This is a genomic window from Caulobacter sp. GW821-FHT10F06 (assembly GCF_058809215.1).
In genome coordinates this window covers 233255-250477 of the sequence record NZ_JBXASK010000005.1, presented here as the reverse complement: position 1 = coordinate 250477, position 17223 = coordinate 233255, and the positions used below count along the sequence as shown (strand labels likewise).

Annotated in this window: 15 protein-coding genes; 5 read left to right on the top strand and 10 right to left on the bottom strand. The window is 68.7% G+C overall.

Features of this window, described 5'->3' with window-relative positions; translation table 11 throughout:
- Positions 1-5 precede the first annotated feature (5 nt).
- The 3 genes from dnaJ to AC1RUS_RS13190 form a co-directional block, all read right to left on the bottom strand.
- The gene (dnaJ, locus tag AC1RUS_RS13200; protein WP_492916783.1) at positions 6-1154 is read right to left on the bottom strand and encodes a molecular chaperone DnaJ; all 1149 of its coding nucleotides are present in this window, start codon (positions 1152-1154) and stop codon (positions 6-8) included.
- A 163-nt stretch (positions 1155-1317) separates the two neighbouring features.
- Positions 1318-3213: a molecular chaperone DnaK gene (gene dnaK, locus AC1RUS_RS13195; protein ID WP_492916781.1), complete on the bottom strand. Its 1896-nt coding sequence runs from the start codon at positions 3211-3213 to the stop codon at positions 1318-1320.
- Positions 3214-3563: 350 nt separating this feature from the next.
- Complete coding sequence (locus AC1RUS_RS13190) at positions 3564-6173, bottom strand: M1 family metallopeptidase (RefSeq protein ID WP_492916779.1); 2610 nt, start codon at positions 6171-6173, stop codon at positions 3564-3566.
- A 126-nt stretch (positions 6174-6299) separates the two neighbouring features.
- Here AC1RUS_RS13190 and AC1RUS_RS13185 point away from each other — a divergent pair, with 126 nt between their 5' ends.
- A complete protein-coding gene (locus AC1RUS_RS13185; RefSeq protein WP_492916777.1) occupies positions 6300-6911 on the top strand; it encodes an alpha-ketoglutarate-dependent dioxygenase AlkB in 612 nt (203 codons plus the stop codon).
- Positions 6912-7101: 190 nt separating this feature from the next.
- On the opposite strand, the gene dnaA is transcribed toward AC1RUS_RS13185, so the two are convergent.
- The 3 genes from dnaA to AC1RUS_RS13170 all read right to left on the bottom strand — a co-directional run bounded on the left by dnaA (position 7102) and on the right by AC1RUS_RS13170 (position 10161).
- Positions 7102-8568, bottom strand: a complete 1467-nt coding sequence (gene dnaA, locus AC1RUS_RS13180) for a chromosomal replication initiator protein DnaA (RefSeq protein WP_492916775.1) — start codon at positions 8566-8568, stop codon at positions 7102-7104.
- A 400-nt stretch (positions 8569-8968) separates the two neighbouring features.
- Positions 8969-9244 (bottom strand): 30S ribosomal protein S20, encoded by a 276-nt coding sequence (gene rpsT, locus AC1RUS_RS13175; RefSeq protein WP_421739847.1) that lies wholly within the window; start codon positions 9242-9244, stop codon positions 8969-8971.
- 128 nt (positions 9245-9372) lie between these two features.
- Entirely contained in the window at positions 9373-10161 is a 789-nt protein-coding gene (locus tag AC1RUS_RS13170; RefSeq protein ID WP_492916773.1) for an enoyl-CoA hydratase, read from the bottom strand.
- 144 nt (positions 10162-10305) lie between these two features.
- Here AC1RUS_RS13170 and AC1RUS_RS13165 point away from each other — a divergent pair, with 144 nt between their 5' ends.
- On the top strand, positions 10306-10491 hold the full coding sequence (locus AC1RUS_RS13165) for a hypothetical protein (protein WP_492916771.1): 186 nt from the start codon (positions 10306-10308) through the stop codon (positions 10489-10491).
- 43 nt (positions 10492-10534) lie between these two features.
- Here AC1RUS_RS13165 and AC1RUS_RS13160 read toward each other — a convergent pair whose 3' ends face one another.
- A complete protein-coding gene (locus AC1RUS_RS13160) occupies positions 10535-11290 on the bottom strand; it encodes an SDR family oxidoreductase (protein WP_492916769.1) in 756 nt (251 codons plus the stop codon).
- Between the two features lie 117 nt (positions 11291-11407).
- On the opposite strand from AC1RUS_RS13160, the gene AC1RUS_RS13155 reads away from it, so the two are divergent.
- Complete coding sequence (locus AC1RUS_RS13155; protein WP_492916767.1) at positions 11408-12310, top strand: LysR substrate-binding domain-containing protein; 903 nt, start codon at positions 11408-11410, stop codon at positions 12308-12310.
- A gap of 3 nt (positions 12311-12313) precedes the next feature.
- On the opposite strand, the gene mutM is transcribed toward AC1RUS_RS13155, so the two are convergent.
- Complete coding sequence (mutM, locus tag AC1RUS_RS13150) at positions 12314-13177, bottom strand: bifunctional DNA-formamidopyrimidine glycosylase/DNA-(apurinic or apyrimidinic site) lyase (RefSeq protein WP_492916765.1); 864 nt, start codon at positions 13175-13177, stop codon at positions 12314-12316.
- An 81-nt stretch (positions 13178-13258) separates the two neighbouring features.
- Between mutM and AC1RUS_RS13145 the strand changes: the two genes are divergently transcribed.
- Together AC1RUS_RS13145 and ubiB are read left to right on the top strand one after the other, a co-directional pair.
- Positions 13259-14017, top strand: coding sequence for a class I SAM-dependent methyltransferase (locus tag AC1RUS_RS13145; RefSeq protein ID WP_492916763.1), 759 nt, complete (start codon positions 13259-13261; stop codon positions 14015-14017).
- 4 nt (positions 14018-14021) lie between these two features.
- The gene (ubiB, locus tag AC1RUS_RS13140; protein WP_492916761.1) at positions 14022-15524 is read left to right on the top strand and encodes a 2-polyprenylphenol 6-hydroxylase; all 1503 of its coding nucleotides are present in this window, start codon (positions 14022-14024) and stop codon (positions 15522-15524) included.
- A 125-nt stretch (positions 15525-15649) separates the two neighbouring features.
- On the opposite strand, the gene holA is transcribed toward ubiB, so the two are convergent.
- The gene (gene holA / locus AC1RUS_RS13135; protein WP_492916759.1) at positions 15650-16702 is read right to left on the bottom strand and encodes a DNA polymerase III subunit delta; all 1053 of its coding nucleotides are present in this window, start codon (positions 16700-16702) and stop codon (positions 15650-15652) included.
- 10 nt (positions 16703-16712) lie between these two features.
- On the bottom strand, positions 16713-17216 hold the full coding sequence (gene lptE / locus AC1RUS_RS13130; protein WP_492916757.1) for an LPS assembly lipoprotein LptE: 504 nt from the start codon (positions 17214-17216) through the stop codon (positions 16713-16715).
- Positions 17217-17223: the final 7 nt, after the last annotated feature.

Here is a 17223-nt window from a genome sequence, read left to right as displayed (position 1 = left end):
TCGACCTAGCTGCCGGTGACCTCGTCCCAGAAGCGCTTGGCCTTGCCGACGAAATTGGCCGACTTGGGGTTCTGCTTCTCGCCGCACAGCTCGGCCAGCTCCTTGAGGAGCTCCTTCTGGCGGGCCGACAGGTGGGTCGGGGTCTCGACGAAGAGTTCGACCACCAGGTCGCCGCGCTGGCGGCTGCGCAGAGACGGCATGCCCCGGCCCTTGAGGCGGACGGTCTTGCCGGTCTGGGAGCCTTCGGGAACCTTGACCGCGACCTTGCAGTTGCCGTCGCAGGCCTCGCCGCCCAGCAGGCACGGGGCGTCGATGTCGCCGCCCAGGGCTGCGACCGTCATCGGCACCGGCACGGTGCACAGCAGGTCCAGGCCGTCGCGCTCGAACAGTTCGTGCGGGATCACCGACAGGAAGATGTAGAGATCGCCGCGCGGCCCGCCGCGGGCCCCCGCGTCGCCTTCGCCGGCCAGGCGGATGCGGGCGCCGTCGTCGACGCCGGCGGGGATGCGCACCGACAGGATGCGCTCGCGGCGCACCTGGCCATGGCCGTTGCAGTTGGCGCAGGGGTCCAGCACCAGGCGGCCCGAACCGCCGCAGCGGGGACAGCCGCGCTCGACCGCGAAGAAGCCCTGGGTGGCGCGGACCCGGCCGGCGCCGCCGCAGGTGCCGCAGACCGTCGGGCTGGTGCCGGGCTTGGCCCCCGAGCCGTCGCAGACCTCGCAGGTGATGGCGGCCGGAACCTTGATCTCGACCTCGGCGCCCGCATAGGCCTGCTCGAGGGTGATCTCCAGGTCGTAGCGCAGGTCCTGGCCGCGCTGGGGACCGTTCGACGGGCGGCGACCGCCCCCGAACATCTCGCCGAACACGTCGCCGAAGACGTCGCTGAAGATGTCGCTGGCGTCGAAGCCGCCCTGGCCGCCGCCGCCCTGCGGGCCGTTCACGCCGGCGTGGCCGAAGCGATCATAGGCCGCGCGCTTCTGGGCGTCGGACAGCACGCTGTAGGCTTCGTTGATTTCCTTGAAGCGGCCCGAAGCGTCCTCGCAGCCGCCATTGCGGTCGGGATGGTGCTCCATCGCCAGCTTGCGGAACGCGGATTTGAGGGCCGCGTCGTCAGCGGTTCGGGCTACGCCGAGAATTTCGTAATAGTCGCGCATCGTCAGCGTCTGGCGCTCAAAAGGCCCACGGGAGAGGCGTTGATAGGAAGAGAGGTGGGGCGGCCCGGGGCTCGACGCAAGGCGTCAAAAGCGCGCGGAGACCGCAATCGCGGCCGCGGAACGATCGATAGGCAAACGTTCCGCGGCGCGCGCATGGCGAAGGTTACTTCGCCGACTTGTCTTCGTCGACTTCCTCGAACTCGGCGTCGACGACGCCATCGTCCGCGGCCTGGCCGTCTTCGCCGTCAGCGCCTTGCTGCGAGGCGTACATGGCCTCGCCCAGCTTCATCGAAGCCTGGATCAGCGCCTGGGTCTTGGCCTGGATGGCCTCGACGTCCTCGCCTTCCAGAGCCGCCTTCAGATCGGTCAGGCCGGTCTCGATGGCGGACTTCTCGGCCGGTCCGACCTTGTCGCCGTGTTCGGCGAAGGCCTTCTCGGTCGAGTGCACGATGGCCTCGCCCTGGTTCTTGGCCTCGACGAGGGCCTTCTTCTTCTCGTCCGACGCCTTGTTGGCCTCGGCTTCCTTGACCATGCGCTCGATGTCTGCGTCGGAGAGGCCGCCGTTGGCCTGGATGCGGATCGAGTGCTCCTTGTTGGTCGCCTTGTCCTTGGCGTGGACATTGACGATGCCGTTGGCGTCGATGTCGAAGGTGACCTCGATCTGCGGCACGCCGCGCGGCGCCGGCGGAATGCCCTGCAGGTCGAACTGACCCAGGAACTTGTTGTCCGACGCCATCGGACGCTCGCCCTGGAAGGCGCGGATGGTCACGGCCGACTGGTTGTCGTCGGCGGTCGAGAAGGTCTGCGAGCGCTTGGTCGGGATGGTGGTGTTGCGCTCGATCAGCGGGGTGAACACGCCGCCCAGGGTTTCGATGCCAAGGGTGAGCGGGGTCACGTCCAGCAGCAGCACGTCCTTGACGTCGCCTTGCAGAACGCCGGCCTGAACGGCGGCGCCCAGGGCCACGACTTCGTCAGGGTTCACGCCCTTGTGCGGCTCGCGGCCGAAGAAGTCCTGCACCGCCTGCTGGACCTTGGGCATGCGGCTCATGCCGCCGACCAGGATCACTTCGTCGATGTCGCTCTTCTTCAGGCCGGCGTCCTTCAGGGCCTGCTCGCACGGACCGATGGTCCGGTTGATCAGGTCTTCCACCAGGGCTTCCAGCTTGGAGCGCGACAGCTTGATGTTCAGGTGCAGCGGGCCCGACGCGTTCATGCTGATGAACGGCAGGTTCACTTCGTACTGAGCGGTGCTCGACAGTTCCTTCTTGGCCTTTTCGGCCTCTTCACGAAGGCGCTGCAGGGCCAGCTTGTCCTTGCGCAGGTCGACGCCCTGCTCCTTCTTGAACTCGTCGGCCAGGTAGTCGACGATCCGAAGGTCGAAGTCCTCGCCGCCCAGGAAGGTGTCGCCGTTGGTCGACTTCACTTCGAAGACGCCGTCGCCGATTTCCAGGATCGAGACGTCGAACGTGCCGCCGCCCAGGTCGTACACGGCGATCTTCTTGCCGTCGTTCTTGTCCAGGCCATAGGCGAGCGCGGCCGCGGTCGGCTCGTTGATGATGCGCAGGACTTCAAGGCCGGCGATCTTGCCGGCGTCCTTGGTGGCCTGACGCTGGGCGTCGTTGAAATAGGCCGGAACGGTGATCACGGCCTTGGTCACGGTCTCGCCCAGATGGGTCTCGGCCGCTTCCTTCATCTTCTGCAGGATGAAGGCGGACACTTCCTGCGGCGAGTAGTCCTTGCCCTGGGCTTTCACCCAGGCGTCGCCGGTCGGACCCTTGACGATCTCGTAGGGCACCATGCCCTTGTCCTTCTCGACCACCGGGTCGCTCGCGTTGCGGCCGATCAGGCGCTTGATCGCGAACAGGGTGTTGGTCGGATTGGTGACGGCCTGGCGCTTGGCGGGCTGGCCAACCAGGCGCTCGCCGTCCTCAAGGAAGCCGACCACCGACGGGGTGGTGCGGGCGCCCTCGGCGTTCTCGATCACCTTCGGATTCTTGCCGTCCATGATGGCCACGCACGAATTCGTGGTGCCAAGGTCGATACCAATAATCTTGCTCATATTACGAACCTGTCGCTCCTGAATGGCGGACGGCGGTGACAAGGGCCTCAGACTCAAGCGCCCCGGTTATTCTCGCTCCGTCCCCGTCTGGTCGAACTCTCTAACGGTTGATCCAATCCTGTCGCGGCGACCGAAGTCGTGCGGGCAGAATGCGTTCTTCGAAGTTGACGAGCCCGTCAACCCCGCTTCGCAGGCGGATATGGGGGATAGCTACCACGCCGCAAGGCCATTCCCTCATTCTACGAAGGGGAATCTCAAGCTGAACAAGGGAAAACGGCCACGCCTGGGGGGCGCGGCCGTCGTCAAGTCCTGCGATGTGCGACCCAAGGCCGCCAAAGTTTCTTTGCGCGCTATTGCGCCTTGGCCACCCAGGCGGTGATGGCGGGCAGGCGGCTCTGGCGGATCTTCACCCGGTTGACGACCGAGGCGGCCGACTTCTCGGCGTCCTTGCGCGAGCCTTCGGCCAGGTTGGCGGCCGCGTATGCGCGGATCTTGTCGGCCATAGCCGGATCCGACGACGCGGCGCCCAGGCCCGGGATGAAGCGGGTGCGCGAGCTGGAGTCGACCTTGCTGTTGACCGCATCCTTGTGAACCACGGCGTAGTCGAAGGTCAGATCCGGATGGTTGGCGGCCACGCGGGAGATCATCGTGCTCGACTGGGTCTCGCCCGGCTCCGGCGTCAGGGCCAGGTCCAGGGCCTTGGCGGCCAGGGCCTCGTCCTGGGCCGAGGCCAGCAGGGTGTAGAGCTGCTGGCGGACCAGCGGCGTTTTCTCGACCAGGGCCTGGGCGTGCAGGGCGTCCCAAGTGGCGGCGTCGGCGTTCTGGGCGACGACGCCCAGGATGGCCTTGCGCAGCGGGCCGGGGATGGCCGAGGGGTCGGTCTTGTCGGCGGCGAAGCGTCGGTTGGCCTCGGCGATCACCGCGGGGTCTCCCAGGCCGCCCAGCGCGCTGATCAGCTCGCCGCGCAGGATGGCGACGGTGTCCAGCTCGCCGGCCTTGGGCTGCCAGCCGACCTTCGCCAGCAGCGGTGAGAGGCGGGCCTGGGCCATCTTGCGGAACGCCGCGCGCTCGGTCGGCATGCCTTCGTAATAGCCGTCGATCGACTGGAACACGCTGGCGATCTTCGACAGCACCTGCGGCTCGGCGTTGGTCGGGGTGGCCTTGGCCAGGTCGAGGAAGTCCGTGGCCGGCTGGTAGCCCGACAGGCCCATCGACCAGGCGTCGGACATCACGCCCAGCTGGTCGATCGCCGGCAGCTTGGCGAAGTCCTGCACCACGCCCTTGAAGCGCTGCTCGCCGTAGAGCGTGCGGAAGTAGCCGCTCTGGCCGGCGTTGACGATCACTGGGTCGCAGCCGTCGACCGTGACCGAGCCCTTGCCGCCCGTGATCAGGGTCTTGGCCTCGCCGCCGCCGACGGCCTTGACCGTCACCGGCGTGCGCCAGGTCAGGGGCTTGGCGTCGGGAGAGTCCTTGCTGAACTGGCCTTGGGTCAGGGTCAGGGTGGTCTTGCCGGCCGCGCAGGTCGCGTTGGTCACGGTGACCAGCGGCACACCCGGCTGCAGGGTGAAGTCGTGGGCGATGTCGGTGATCGGCTTGCCGGCGGCGGCCTCGATCTCGCGCCACAGGTCGTCGCTGACCGTGTTGCCGTGGGCGTGCTTCTTCATGTAGGCGCGCACGCCGGCCCGCCAGGCGTCGCGGCCGACATAGGCCTCGAGCATGCGGATCACCGCCTCGCCCTTCTGGTAGGTGATGGCGTCGAAGGCCTGGCTGGCCTGCTCGACGGTCTCGACGTGCTGCACCACCGGGTGGGTGGTCTTCAGGGCGTCCATGCCCATGGCGTATTCGCGCGCGCCGACGGCGTCGAGGGCGCTGTTCCATTCGGGGTGGAAGTGCTCGGTGGCCCGGCCCTCCATCCACGAGGCGAAGCCCTCGTTCAGCCAAAGGTCGTCCCACCAGGCCATGGTGACCAGGTCGCCGAACCACTGGTGGGCCATTTCGTGGGCCACGGTGGTGAACACCCGCTGGGCGTCGGCCTGGGTCGAGATCTTCGGATCCAGCAGCATGGCGTATTCGAAGGTGAAGATGGCGCCCCAGTTTTCCATGGCGCTGAAGAACTGGCTGCGGCCCGGCGCGGCGACGTTGTCGAGGGCCGGCAGCGGATAGGGGACGCCGAAATAGTCGTTGTACCAGGGCAGCAGGTCGGCCGCCGACTTCAGGGCGAAGTCGGCCTTGCCGGTGTCGCCGGTCTTGGCCACCACGCCGATGTCGACGCCGGCGGCCTTGACCTTGGCGCGCTCGAACTCGCCCAGGCCGAAGAACAGCAGATAGGTCGACATCTTCGGCGAGGTGGCGAACTTGACCAGGGTCTTGCCGCCGCCCAGGTCCTTGGACGAGGCGATCGGCATGTTGCCCAGGGCCAGCTGGCCGGTCGGCACCGTGGCCTCGACGCTGAAGGTGGCCTTGTAGAACGGCTCGTCCCACGAGGGGACGAAGCGGCGGAAGTCGGAGTTCTCGAACTGGGTGTAGAGCGCCCGCTTCTTGCCGGCCTCGGTCTCGTAATCCAGGGCGAACAGGCCGGCGGCCTGGGTGTAGATCTTGCCCGCATAGTCGATGGCCAGGACGTACTTGCCCTTGGCCAGCGGCTTGTCGAAGGTGAAGCTGGCGGTCTGGGCCTCATCGTCGACCTTGATCTTGGCCGCGCCGATCCCGGCGATCTCGGCCTTGGCGAAGGTCAGGTCGGCGGCCTGCAGGGTGACGGTGCTGGTCGGCTCGACCACCTCAATGGCGATCTTGACGCTGGCCGTGAAGCTCATCTTGCCGGCGTCGGGCGTGAAGGCCACGTCATAGTGCGAGGGCCGGACGTTGCGCGGCAGCTGGGTCGTGACATTGGCGGCGGTGGGCGAGGCGGCCGGTTTCGTGACGGGCGCGGCGAGGGCGCCGTTGGCGGCGAGAAGGATCACGGCGACCGCCGCGGAAGACAAAAGACGACGCATGGACGACCTTGAAATGGAATATTCCACCGGCCTTCCTGACCGGAGGCGCGAACCAACACCTTTCGTCCGGATCCGGCGCGTTAAATATCGGTAATGAACCAACGCCTCTCCATCATTCCGGGTTTCGACCTGTGGCCGGGCCTGCTGGACGCCGAGGCCCAGCACGCGCTGGTCGCCGCCGTGTTCGAGGCCGCCGAGGTCGCGCCGTTCGCGAACTACGCGACGTCCTATGGCAAGGCGATGAGCGTCGGCATGACCAGCTTTGGCCCGCTGGGCTGGACCAGCGACGCCGCGGGCTATCGCTACGCCGACCACCATCCCGGCACGGACCGGCCCTGGCCCGCCCTGCCCCAGCCCCTGCTCGATCTGTGGGCCAGCCTGGGCGACGCGGAGACGCCGCCGGACAGCTGCCTGGTCAATCTCTATCGCGACGACGCCCGCATGGGCCTGCACCAGGACCGCGACGAAGCCGATCCGCGCTTTCCGGTGCTATCGGTGTCGCTAGGCGACACGGCGGTGTTCCGCATCGGCGGGACGTCGCGCAAGGACCCGACACGGAGCCTGAAACTGACCTCCGGCGATGTCTGCCGCCTGTCGGGTCCGGCGCGCCTGGCCTTCCACGGCGTGGATCGCATCCTGCCGGGCTCGTCGAGCCTGGTCCCGGGCGGGGGGAGGATCAATCTGACGCTGCGGCGGGCGCGGTGACCAATCTCTGTCATCCCGGGCGAAGACCCGGGACCGCAATAGGCTCGGCGCTCCCGGCGGTCCCGGCTCGGCGCGCTTCGCGCTTGGCCGGGATGACAGCCTCGAACGAAAAAGGGCCGCCCCACCGGGACGGCCCTCTCATCATCTTATACCTGACGCAGCGGAAACCGGTTACCCGGACCGCCCCGGCCTAGCCGCGCAGCTTGCGCGTCAGCACTTCCAGGTCGTGGTTCAGGGCGCTGTCCTCGAGGCGCAGGGCCTCGATGCGGCGCACGGCGTGCAGCACGGTGGTGTGGTCGCGACCGCCGAAGCGACGGCCGATGTCCGGCAGCGACCGGGTGGTCAGCTGCTTGGCCAGCCACATCGCCGCCTGGCGCGGACGGGCCACGGCGCGGTTGCGGCGCTCGGACAGCAGATCGGCCTGCTTCATGCCGTAGTGGTCGGCGGTGGCCTTCTGGATGTCGTCGATGGTGATGCGCTTCTCGCCCGACCGCAGGTGCGGGCGCAGGATGGCCTGCACCTCGTCGAGCGACAGGCGCGACAGGCCCTCGCCGGCGCGGGCCGACAGGGTGTTCAGCGCGCCTTCCAGCTCGCGGACGCTGTCGGTGAAGCGGTCGGCCAGGAACTGCAGCACGTCGGGACGCATGGTCGGCTCGGAGCCGTGCGCCACCGACAGGGTCTGGATCTTGCGCTCCAGGATGCCCATCCGCAGCGAGCGGTCGGCCGGCTCCAGGCCGCAGACCAGCCCCGCCGACAGGTGCGAGCGCAGGTGGGCGTCCATCTCGGTCATGGCCGACGGCGGACGGTCCGACGAGAACACGACGCGCCGGCCTTCCTCGACCAAGGCGGTCAGGGTGTGGAACAGCTCTTCCTGGGTCGACTGCTTGCCGGCGATGAAGTGGACATCGTCGATGATCAAGAGGTCAGCGGCGCGCAACTCTTCCTTGAAGGCGGCCGTCTGGCGATCCATCACGGCGCGCACGAAGGTCGACAGGAAGCGCTCGGCGGTCAGATAGACCACGCGCTTGGTCGGAGCCTGACGCATGGCCTCCCAGGCCAGGGCGTTCAGCAGGTGGGTCTTTCCGAAGCCATAGGGGCCGTGAAACAGGACCGGATTGAAGTGGCCGTCGGCCCAGCTCGCCACGCGGCGCGCCACGGCGTGGGCGAATTCATTGGCGGGACCAGGGACGAAGGTCTCGAACGTGAAGCGCTCCTGCAGACCCTGGGTCCGAGAGGCCTTGCCGGCCGCGACGGGCGCAACCGCCGGAGCGTCGGTCGATACCGGCAGCACGATCTCGATCGGCTCGGCCTTGGCCACGTCGACATAGGCGCCGGACGAGGCTTCGAATTCCAGACGCGACTTCAGGTCGATGCGACGGGCCATCGGATCGTTGGCCGTCCACAGCTCGCCGATCCGGCGCCACGCGCCACGACGGATCCAGTCACGGGCGATCCCGGTCGGGGTGACCAGGATGACGTCCCCCGTCGGGCCCTCGCGCAGGTTGGCCGGAGCGATCCACGACCCGAAGGCCGCATCACCCAGCTCGCGCTTCAAAGCCACGCAGACCTTTTGCCAAACCCCACCGGCCGGCTCACAGGCAACCGCAGAGATCGCAGCCGAGAACTCTTGGCTCGCCACCCCACCTTTGATTGTCATCAGTCCACCGCCTCGCACAAAAACACCGCCGCATACCCAGCCGCACGCCCCCCATGGCGGAACGACCGGTTTTTCCTCAGCACGCACAGGTTCTTAGTCGCCGGACGCAGGTTGTCCGACGCCGCCATTTATCCATGGACTGGAAGAGCGCTGAGACGCTTAAACTAGCCAGCGGCCCGGGCCGGTCAAACGGAAAACTTGCGTCCGATCGCGGATATTTCTGTTGACTCGCGAGACCCCCTCGCCTGGCAAGGGAATAGTTAAGTCAGCTATTTTTCGGACGTCGTTATTTCAACAAAGCGTGCAGTTGAACACAAAGCAAAAGCCGGCTGAATTGCTTCAGCCGGCCCTCACAAATACTTGAAATCCTTGGACGAACGTCGTTCGTCTAGAATCTGGACTAGGCGGCGGCCTTGTCCAGCTTCTTCAGGCGGGCGGCCAGGCGGGACACCTTGCGCGAGCCCGTGTTCGGATGAACCACACCCTTGGAAACGGCGCGCATCAGCTCCGATTGAGCCTCGATGAAAGCGGCCTTGGCGACGGCGACATCGCCGGCCGAGATCGCGTCTTCGAACTTGCGGAGGAAGGTGCGCACGCGCGAACGACGCGCGGTGTTCACCTCGGTGCGGCGGGCGATCTTGCGGATCGCCTTCTTGGCGCCGGGATTGTTGGCCATGGAAGTTGGACCTCGAAACGGACAGCCGCGCGGGACGTCCGCGAAGCAGGGAAAATCTTGAGCGCGCGGATATACGGGAACCCTAGGCCCGGGTCAACGGGCCGTTTGCGGATTCCGTCGCCTGTCGGTCAGCGGCCCTTGAACGCGGGTTTGCGCTTCTCGACGAAGGCCGCCATCCCCTCCTTCTGATCCTCGAAGGCGAACAGCGAGTGGAAGAGGCGCCGCTCCAGGGCCACGCCCGTGCTGAGGGTGGTCTCGTAGGCGGCCTGGACCAGCTCCTTGTTCATCGCCACGGCCAGCGGCGACTGGCCGGCGATCTTGGCGGCGATGGCCAGGACCTCGGCGACCAGCGTGTCGGCCGGGAAGATCCGGCTGACCAGGCCCGAACGCTCGGCTTCTTCCGCGCCCATCATCCGGCCGGTCAGGATCATGTCCATGGCCTTGGACTTGCCCACAAAGCGGGTCAGGCGCTGGGTGCCGCCGATGCCGGGCGCGACGCCCAGATTGATCTCGGGCTGGCCGAACTTGGCCGTGTCGGCGGCGATGATGAAGTCGCACATCATCGCCAGCTCGCAGCCGCCGCCCAGGGCGTAGCCGGAGACGGCGGCGATGATCGGCTTGCGGCACTGCTCGACGGCGCGGGCCCCGGCGGTGAAGAAGTCGGCCTTGAACATTTCGGCATAGGACTTCTCCGACATCTCCTTGATGTCGGCGCCGGCCGCGAAGGCCTTGGCCGAGCCGGTCAGCACGATCGCGCCGACAGCGTCGTCGGCCTCGGCCGCCGCCAGGGCCTGGCCCAGCTCGCCCAGCAGCTGGGCGTTCAGCGCGTTCAGGGCCTCGGGACGGTTCAGGCGGATCAGGACGACGCCGGCGGCCCCTTCCGGGGCGGTTTCGACGATCAGGGTCTCGTAGGCCACGCGGAGGCTCCTTGGTGATGCGTCGCTTTTATAGAGGGCCGTGCGGCGAAGGGGAGCCCCGCGCGGCAAAGCTCGCGCATCGGTGAGACGGGAGGAACGCGGGGCCCGCCGGCCCGTTTGATCAGCCTCACGAGGAGACACGACATGGCCGAGCGCGACGACGTCTACGATCCGTCCACCCCCGAGGCGAACCACAACATCCAGCAAGGCGGCGGCGTCGGAGCCCGCGATCTCGCCAAGCAGGGCGAACCCGAGCAGATCGTTCCCGAAGAGGGCGACGAGGACGACGCGGCCGAAGAGCCGATCGGCCGGGCCCATCCCGTGGAGTGACGAAGACGCGGCGCGCCAGGCGCGCCGCTTACTCCGGATCGCCTTAGACCTGGGCGACGCCGCCATCGATGGCCAGTTCCGAACCCGCCATGAAGGCCGAGGCGTCGGAGGCCAGGAACAGCACCGCCTTGGCGACTTCTTCGGGCTCGGCGACGCGACCGACCGGGACCTGGCTGGCCATGTAGTCGAGAAGTCCCTGCTGCTGGACCGGATCCGAACCGGCCAGCTCGACCAGGCCCGGCGTCTTGATCGGGCCGGGACTGACGACATTGACCCGGATGCCGCGATCCTTGAGGTCCAGCGTCCAGCTGCGGGCCAGGTTGCGCACCGCGGCCTTGGACGCGCTGTAGACGCTGAAGGCGGCCGTGCCGGTGCTCGCCGTGGTCGAGCCCGACAGGATCACGCTGGAGCCGTCGCGCAGCAGCGGCAGCGCCTTCTGCACGGTGAAGATCACGCCCTTGACGTTACGATCGAAGATGTCGGCGTAGTGCTGCTCGGTGATCGCGCCCAGGGGCAGCATGTCGCCGCCGCCGGCGTTGGCGAACAGGGCGTCGATCTGGCCGTGGCGCTGCTGGACGGCGTCGTACAGGCGATCGATGTCGGCCAGCTTGGACATGTCGGCCTGGACGCCGACGATCTTGCCGCCGATCGAGGCCACCGCCGCGTCCAGCTCGGCCTGGCGCCGGCCGGTGATGAAGACGCTGGCGCCCTCGGCCGCGAACTGGCGCGCCGTGGCCAGGCCGATGCCGCTGGTGCCGCCGGTGACCACCACGACCTTGCCTTCGAATTGACCGCTCATCTGAATTCTCCTTGGCTTGCGGCGAACCGTTCGCCGTGGAGAAACAGATGCCTCTGGAACGATGAGGCCGGTAGCCAGGCAATATGGTAATGACTGTCCCGGAAATGGGACAATAAAATGCCGGACCTCAACGACTACTTGCTCTACGCCGCCGTCGTGACCCATGGCGGCTTCGCGCCGGCCAGCCGCGCCCTGCGCCAGCCGAAGTCGACCCTGAGCCGCCGCGTCGCCCAGCTGGAGGCGCGGCTGGGCGTGCGGCTGATCGAGCGCACCACCCGGCGGTTCCGGGTCACCGAGGTGGGCCAGGCCTTCTATGAGCGTTGCCGGATCGTGGCCCTGGACGTCGAGCAGGCCGACGCCGTCGCCGCCGAGGCCAAGAACGAGCCGCACGGCGTCATCCGCTTCAGCTGTCCCACCGGCCTGGTCGAGAGCCTGTCGCCGACCCTGCCGCAGTTCCTGGCGCGCTTTCCCAAGGTGCGGCTGCAGGTGATCGCGGTCGATCGGGCGGTGGACCTGATCGACGAGCGGATCGATGTGGCGCTGCGCGTGCGCACGGTCCTGGCCACTGACGCAGCCCTGACCATGCGGACCCTGGGCCGATCGCGGCGGATCCTGGTGGCGGGCCCGCAGCTGGCGGCGCGTTGCGACGGACTGGCGATCGAGGCGCTCGCGGGCCTGCCGACCCTCAGCCCCACCGACCAGTCGGGCGAGATCGCCTGGGAGCTGGTGGGGCCGGACGAGGCGACGCGGACGATCCGCCACGAACCGCGCCTGACCTGCGGCGACTTCCTGGCCCTGCGCGACGCGGCCGCGGCCAACGCCGGCGTCGCCTTCCTGCCCGACCACGCCTGCCGCGACGACCTGGCCACCGGCCGGCTGGTGCGGGTGTTTCCGGACTGGCGCTCGGAGGACGGCGTCGTGCACATCGTCTTCACGACGCGGCGCGGCCTGCCGCCGGCGGTGCGGGCGTTCATCGACCACCTGGCGTCGGTGTTCAGCCGCGACCGGCCGATCGGATAGACCTCAGACCTGGCAGACCGGACAGAAGAAGGTCGAGCGGCCCGCCTGGACCTCCCGGGCGATCACGCCCTTGCACCCCGGGGTCGGGCACGGCTCGCCCTCGCGGTCGTAGACGCGGAATCGGTGCTGGAAATAGCCCAGCGCCCCGTCGGCGGCCGCGAAGTCCTTCAGGGACGAGCCGCCGACCTCGACGGCTTCGGTCAGCACGTCCTTGATCGCCGTGGTCAGCGGGCCCAGCCGCTTGCCGGCGATCATGCCCGAGGGCTTGAACGGCGAGATGTGGGCCCGATGCAGGGCCTCGCAGACATAGATATTGCCCAGGCCCGCCACGGTCTTCTGGTCTAGCAGCAGGGTCTTGGGCCCCTGCTTGCGGCCGGCGAAGGCCTTGACCAGGGTTCTGGCGTCGAAGCCCTCGCCCAGGGGTTCGGGGCCCATGGTCGCGAACCAGGGATGGCGGTCGACGCGGTCGGTGGGGATCAGGTCCATGAACCCGAACCGCCGGGGGTCGTGATAGGTGACCACCGCCCCGTCCTCCGTCTCGAAGATGACGTGGGCGTGCTTGTCGTCGGGCTTGACCTCGCGAACGAAGTCGCCGGGCCGGATCGTCCCCTCGGGCGAGGCGATCTCGAACCGGCCGGTCATGCCCAGGTGCATCACCAGGGTGTCGCCGCGATCCAGCGGGGCCAGCAGGTACTTGGCCCGCCGATCCAGGCGCAGAATCTTCGCGCCCGTCAGCCGCTGGACGAAGCCGTCCGGCAGCGGAAAGCGCAGGTCGGGCCGGTTGGCGCGCACGCGGGTCAGGCGTGCGCCGCTAAGGACAGGCTCCAGACCACGCCGGACGGTCTCGACTTCGGGCAATTCGGGCAAGGAGGGCCTCAAGGTGATGACGCGACGCGGCGCGCGGTCTAAGAGCGAACCAGCATATAGAGAGCCTGGTCAAAAGACGTCATGAGCAAGCCTGCCGCGACTTTCGGTTTCAAGGACGTCGATCCTTCGGTGAAGGCCGGCCTGGTGCGCGGGGTCTTCGACCGCGTCGCCAAGAACTACGACCTGATGAACGATCTGATGAGCGGCGGCGTGCACCGGCTCTGGAAGGACGCCGTCGCCGCGCGCCTGAATCCGCAGCCGGGCGAGGTGATCATCGACTGCGCCGGCGGCACCGGCGACATGGCCCGCCGCTTCGCCAGGATGGCCCGCCGCGCGCAGGAGCGCCGGGGCGGCCCCGACGCCCTGGTCAATATCATCGACTACAACGCCGAGATGATCGCCGCCGGCATCGAGAAGGGCGGCGAGCCGGAGATCACCTGGACGGTCGGCGACGCCCAGCGCCTGCCGCTGCCAGACGCCTATGCCGACGCCTACGTGATCTCGTTCGGCATCCGCAACGTCACCGACATCGACGCGGCCCTGCGCGAGGCCCGCCGCGTGCTCAAGCCCGGCGGCCGCTTCCTGTGCCTGGAGTTCTCGCGCCCGGCCACCGAGGCGCTGGCCAAGGCGTACGACGCCTACAGCTTCAAGGTCATCCCGCAGGTCGGCGAATGGGTCGCCAAGGATCGCGACGCCTACCAGTACCTGGTCGAGAGCATCCGCCGCTTCCCCGACCAGCGCACCTTCCTGGCGATGATGCAGGAGGCCGGCTTCAAGCGGGCCACCTACACCAACTTCACCGGCGGCGTGGCGGCCCTGCACCAGGGTTGGGCGATCTAGCTCCATGGCCCGACTGTCCGCGTTCTGGCGCCTGATCGGCGCGGGCTGGATCCTGGTCCGGGCCGACGCCCTGATCCCGCGTGAGCTGGACCCTGTCCTGCCGCCCTCGGCGCGCCTGGTCGCCAGGACCTTGCGGATCTTCGCCGGTCCTCGCGCGCGCCTGGGCCGACCCGGGCAGCGGCTGGCCGGCGCGCTGGAGGGGCTGGGTCCGGCGGCGATCAAGATGGGCCAGTTCCTGTCGACCCGCGCCGACATCTTCGGGACCGCCTTCGCCGAGGACCTGTCGCACCTGAAGGACAGTCTGGCGGCCTTCCCGCTGGAGCAGGCCCGCGCCGAGATCGAGCGCAACCTGGCCCGGCCGATCGAGACCCTGTTCGCGGAGCTGGACGAGCCCGTCGCCGCCGCCTCCCTGGCCCAGGCCCACCCGGCCCGCCTGCTGGACGGGACGAAAGTCGCCGTGAAGGTGCTCCGCCCCGGCATCGAGCTGCGGGTGGCCCAGGACAGCGCCGTGCTGCGCCTGGCCGCCTCCCTGGCCGAACGCTTCGTGCCCGAGGCCCGCCGCCTGAAGCCCACCGAGTTCGTCGAGGTGGTGATCCGGGCGCTGGACCTGGAGATGGATCTGCGCTTCGAGGCCGCCGGCTGCGCCGAGCTGGGCGAGGCCATGGCCAAGGACGCCTACATGTCCGCGCCGAACGTGGTGTGGGACGGCGTCGGCAAGCGGGTCCTGACCCTGGCCTGGGCCGACGGCGCGCCGCTGTCCACGCCCGAAGCCCTGACCCTGCCGGGCCTGGACCGCAAGGCCCTGGCGGAGAACATCACGCGCGGCTTCCTGGCCCAGGCCCTGGACCACGGCCTGTTCCACGCCGACCTGCACGAGGGCAATCTGTTCGTCGCCGCGCCGAGCAAGGTGGTCGCCGTCGACTACGGCATCATCGGGCGGCTGGGTCCGGGCGAGCGGAAATATCTGGCCGAGATCCTCTACGGCTTCCTCAATCGCGACTATCCGCGCGTGGCCCGCATCCATTTCGACGCCGGCTATGTGCCCGCCCACCAGGATGTCGACGCTTTCGCCCAGGCCCTGCGCGCGGTCGGCGAGCCGGTGTTCGGCCGGGACGCCCGCGAGGTGTCGATGGGCAAGCTGCTGGCCCAGCTGTTCGAGATCACCGCCCTGTTCGAAATGGCCCTGCGGCCCGAGCTGGTGCTGCTGCAGAAGACCATGGTCACGGTCGAGGGCGTGGCCCGCCGCATCGATCCGGCCCACGACATCTGGGCGGCCGCCGACCCCGTGGTCCGCCGCTGGATCACCCGCGAGCTGTCCCCCGCCGCCAAGGTCCGCGACTTCGCGGAAGAGGCGCTGCGGGCGCTGAAGGCGATGGCGCGACTGGCGGAGACGCCGGCGCCGGCGGTGGTGGTGGCGACGGCCCGGCCTGGACGGCCGGTGCTGTGGTTCCTGGCCGGCGCGGTTGTGGCGATCTTCGCCTTGGCCGCCGGCGCGGCGATCTTCTAGCTCAACAAAACCTGTCATCCAGGCCGCAGCGAAGCGGAGAGCCGGGACCGCCGGAAGCTCGGAGCCTTTTGCGGTCCCGGGTCTACGCTGCGCTTCGCCCGGGATGACAATTGAGAGGGGGCTTTCTACAGCCCTAGCCGCCGCGCCCGGCCGGCGATCATCAACGCCAGCCGCTCCGAGATCAGCTGATCCGGCGACCCTGACGTCTTGCAGGCCCGGTCGGCGTTGAGGATCTCGCCCTGGATGTCGAGCAGGGTCTCCAGGGTCCAGGCGCGGGCCTGGCGCAGGAACTCGCGCTCCTGCTTCCAGAACACGCCGGAGGCCTTGGCGGCCTGGGCCAGGTCGATGCCGTTCTTGTGCAGGGTCAGGGTGCGGCGCAGTCGACCCAGATAATAGCCCATGGCCCGCACGGCGGCCGGACCGCCCTCGCCTTCGGCGGCGGCGCGGCGCAGGCCGGCCTGGGCCGGACCCAGGCGGCCGCCGAACGCATCGGCGGCGGCGTCGCTGAGCGAGGCCTCCGGCTCGACGCCCAGGAAGTCGGTGAGGTCGGCGGCGGTGGCGTTGACGCCGCTGCCAGGGCCCAGGAACAGGGCCAGGCGCTCGATCTCCATCCGCGCCACGCCGCGCTCCTTGGGCAGGCGCGAAACGAAGAGGTCCAGGGCCTCACTGTTGAGGCTGACCTTGTCCTTGGCCAGGGTCTCACGGGCCAGGCGGGCCATGTCGCCGGCCTCGTCCTCGTAACAGGGGATGACGGCGCAACCGGCGGCCTTCTCGCCGACCTTGCGCAGCGTGGAATCGCGCCCCAGGGCCCCGGCCTCGACGATGAAGAAGGCGTCGGGATTGAGCTCGCCCTCGACGTGGCGGGTCAGGGCCTCTGCGGTGGCCTTATCGGGACCGGCCTTTTCGCCGGTCAGACGCAGGCGCACCAGACGCCGGCCGCCCATCATCGACAGGGCCGACAGCTCCTCCTCCAGCTTGCCGGGATGGGAGTCGACGTCGCTCTCGGTCAGCTGGGCGGTGTCGAAGGGATCGTCGGGGCGGGCGAACAGGCGCTTGGCCAGCTGGTCGGCGCGGTCGCGCACCACCCCGCGATCCTTGCCGTAGATCACGACGGCGCGGATGTCGGGATTGGGATCCTTCAGGTAGCGCTCGACGTCCGGTCGCTTGGACAGGATCATGACGCGGTCGTCAGATCTTGGTCTTCGGACCCGCCGCCAGCCAGGTGGCCAGGTCGAGCTGGATCTTGCGGGCCACCTCGGTCGCCGCGCGTTCCTGGCCGTCGTTCTGGGCGGCGATGGCGGCGTAGGGCTGGTCGGCGGAGTCGTAGGTGACGGCGGCCTCGGCCGTGCCCTTGCGGATCTCGGCGTTGGTCTTGGCGTCGCCCAGGCGCCACTTCACCGTCATCCGCAGCTCGTAGCGGTTGGCGATGTTGTCGACGCGCACCCCGCGGGCGTAGCGCTGCTCGCGCACGTCCAGGGTCAGCTTGTAAGCCGGCGCCAGGCCGGCGTCGCGGGCCAGGACGTCGTCCAGCTGCTCGCGCAGCAGGAAGCCAGCTCGGCCGGCCGGGGCCACGGTCTCGATCGCCGCCAGGCCCGGCGTCACGCCCGGCGTTGCGTAGAGCGGCGTGAACCCGCAGGCCGACAGAGCCAGGGTCGAGAGCGCCAGCGCGCCAGCGAGCAGAGTGCGTTTCATCGGCATC

Excerpts from the sequence above, each read along its gene's own strand:
- lptE (WP_492916757.1), bottom strand. The coding sequence starts at position 17,216 with ATGAAACGCACTCTGCTCGCTGGCGCGCTGGCGCTCTCGACCCTGGCT.
- dnaJ (WP_492916783.1), bottom strand. The coding sequence starts at position 1,154 with ATGCGCGACTATTACGAAATTCTCGGCGTAGCCCGAACCGCTGACGAC.
- AC1RUS_RS13160 (WP_492916769.1), bottom strand. The coding sequence starts at position 11,290 with ATGAGCGGTCAATTCGAAGGCAAGGTCGTGGTGGTCACCGGCGGCACC.
- AC1RUS_RS13145 (WP_492916763.1), top strand. The coding sequence starts at position 13,259 with ATGAGCAAGCCTGCCGCGACTTTCGGTTTCAAGGACGTCGATCCTTCG.
- ubiB (WP_492916761.1), top strand. The coding sequence starts at position 14,022 with ATGGCCCGACTGTCCGCGTTCTGGCGCCTGATCGGCGCGGGCTGGATC.
- dnaA (WP_492916775.1), bottom strand. The coding sequence starts at position 8,568 with ATGACAATCAAAGGTGGGGTGGCGAGCCAAGAGTTCTCGGCTGCGATC.
- AC1RUS_RS13155 (WP_492916767.1), top strand. The coding sequence starts at position 11,408 with ATGCCGGACCTCAACGACTACTTGCTCTACGCCGCCGTCGTGACCCAT.
- holA (WP_492916759.1), bottom strand. The coding sequence starts at position 16,702 with ATGATCCTGTCCAAGCGACCGGACGTCGAGCGCTACCTGAAGGATCCC.
- rpsT (WP_421739847.1), bottom strand. The coding sequence starts at position 9,244 with ATGGCCAACAATCCCGGCGCCAAGAAGGCGATCCGCAAGATCGCCCGC.
- AC1RUS_RS13185 (WP_492916777.1), top strand. The coding sequence starts at position 6,300 with ATGAACCAACGCCTCTCCATCATTCCGGGTTTCGACCTGTGGCCGGGC.
- dnaK (WP_492916781.1), bottom strand. The coding sequence starts at position 3,213 with ATGAGCAAGATTATTGGTATCGACCTTGGCACCACGAATTCGTGCGTG.
- AC1RUS_RS13165 (WP_492916771.1), top strand. The coding sequence starts at position 10,306 with ATGGCCGAGCGCGACGACGTCTACGATCCGTCCACCCCCGAGGCGAAC.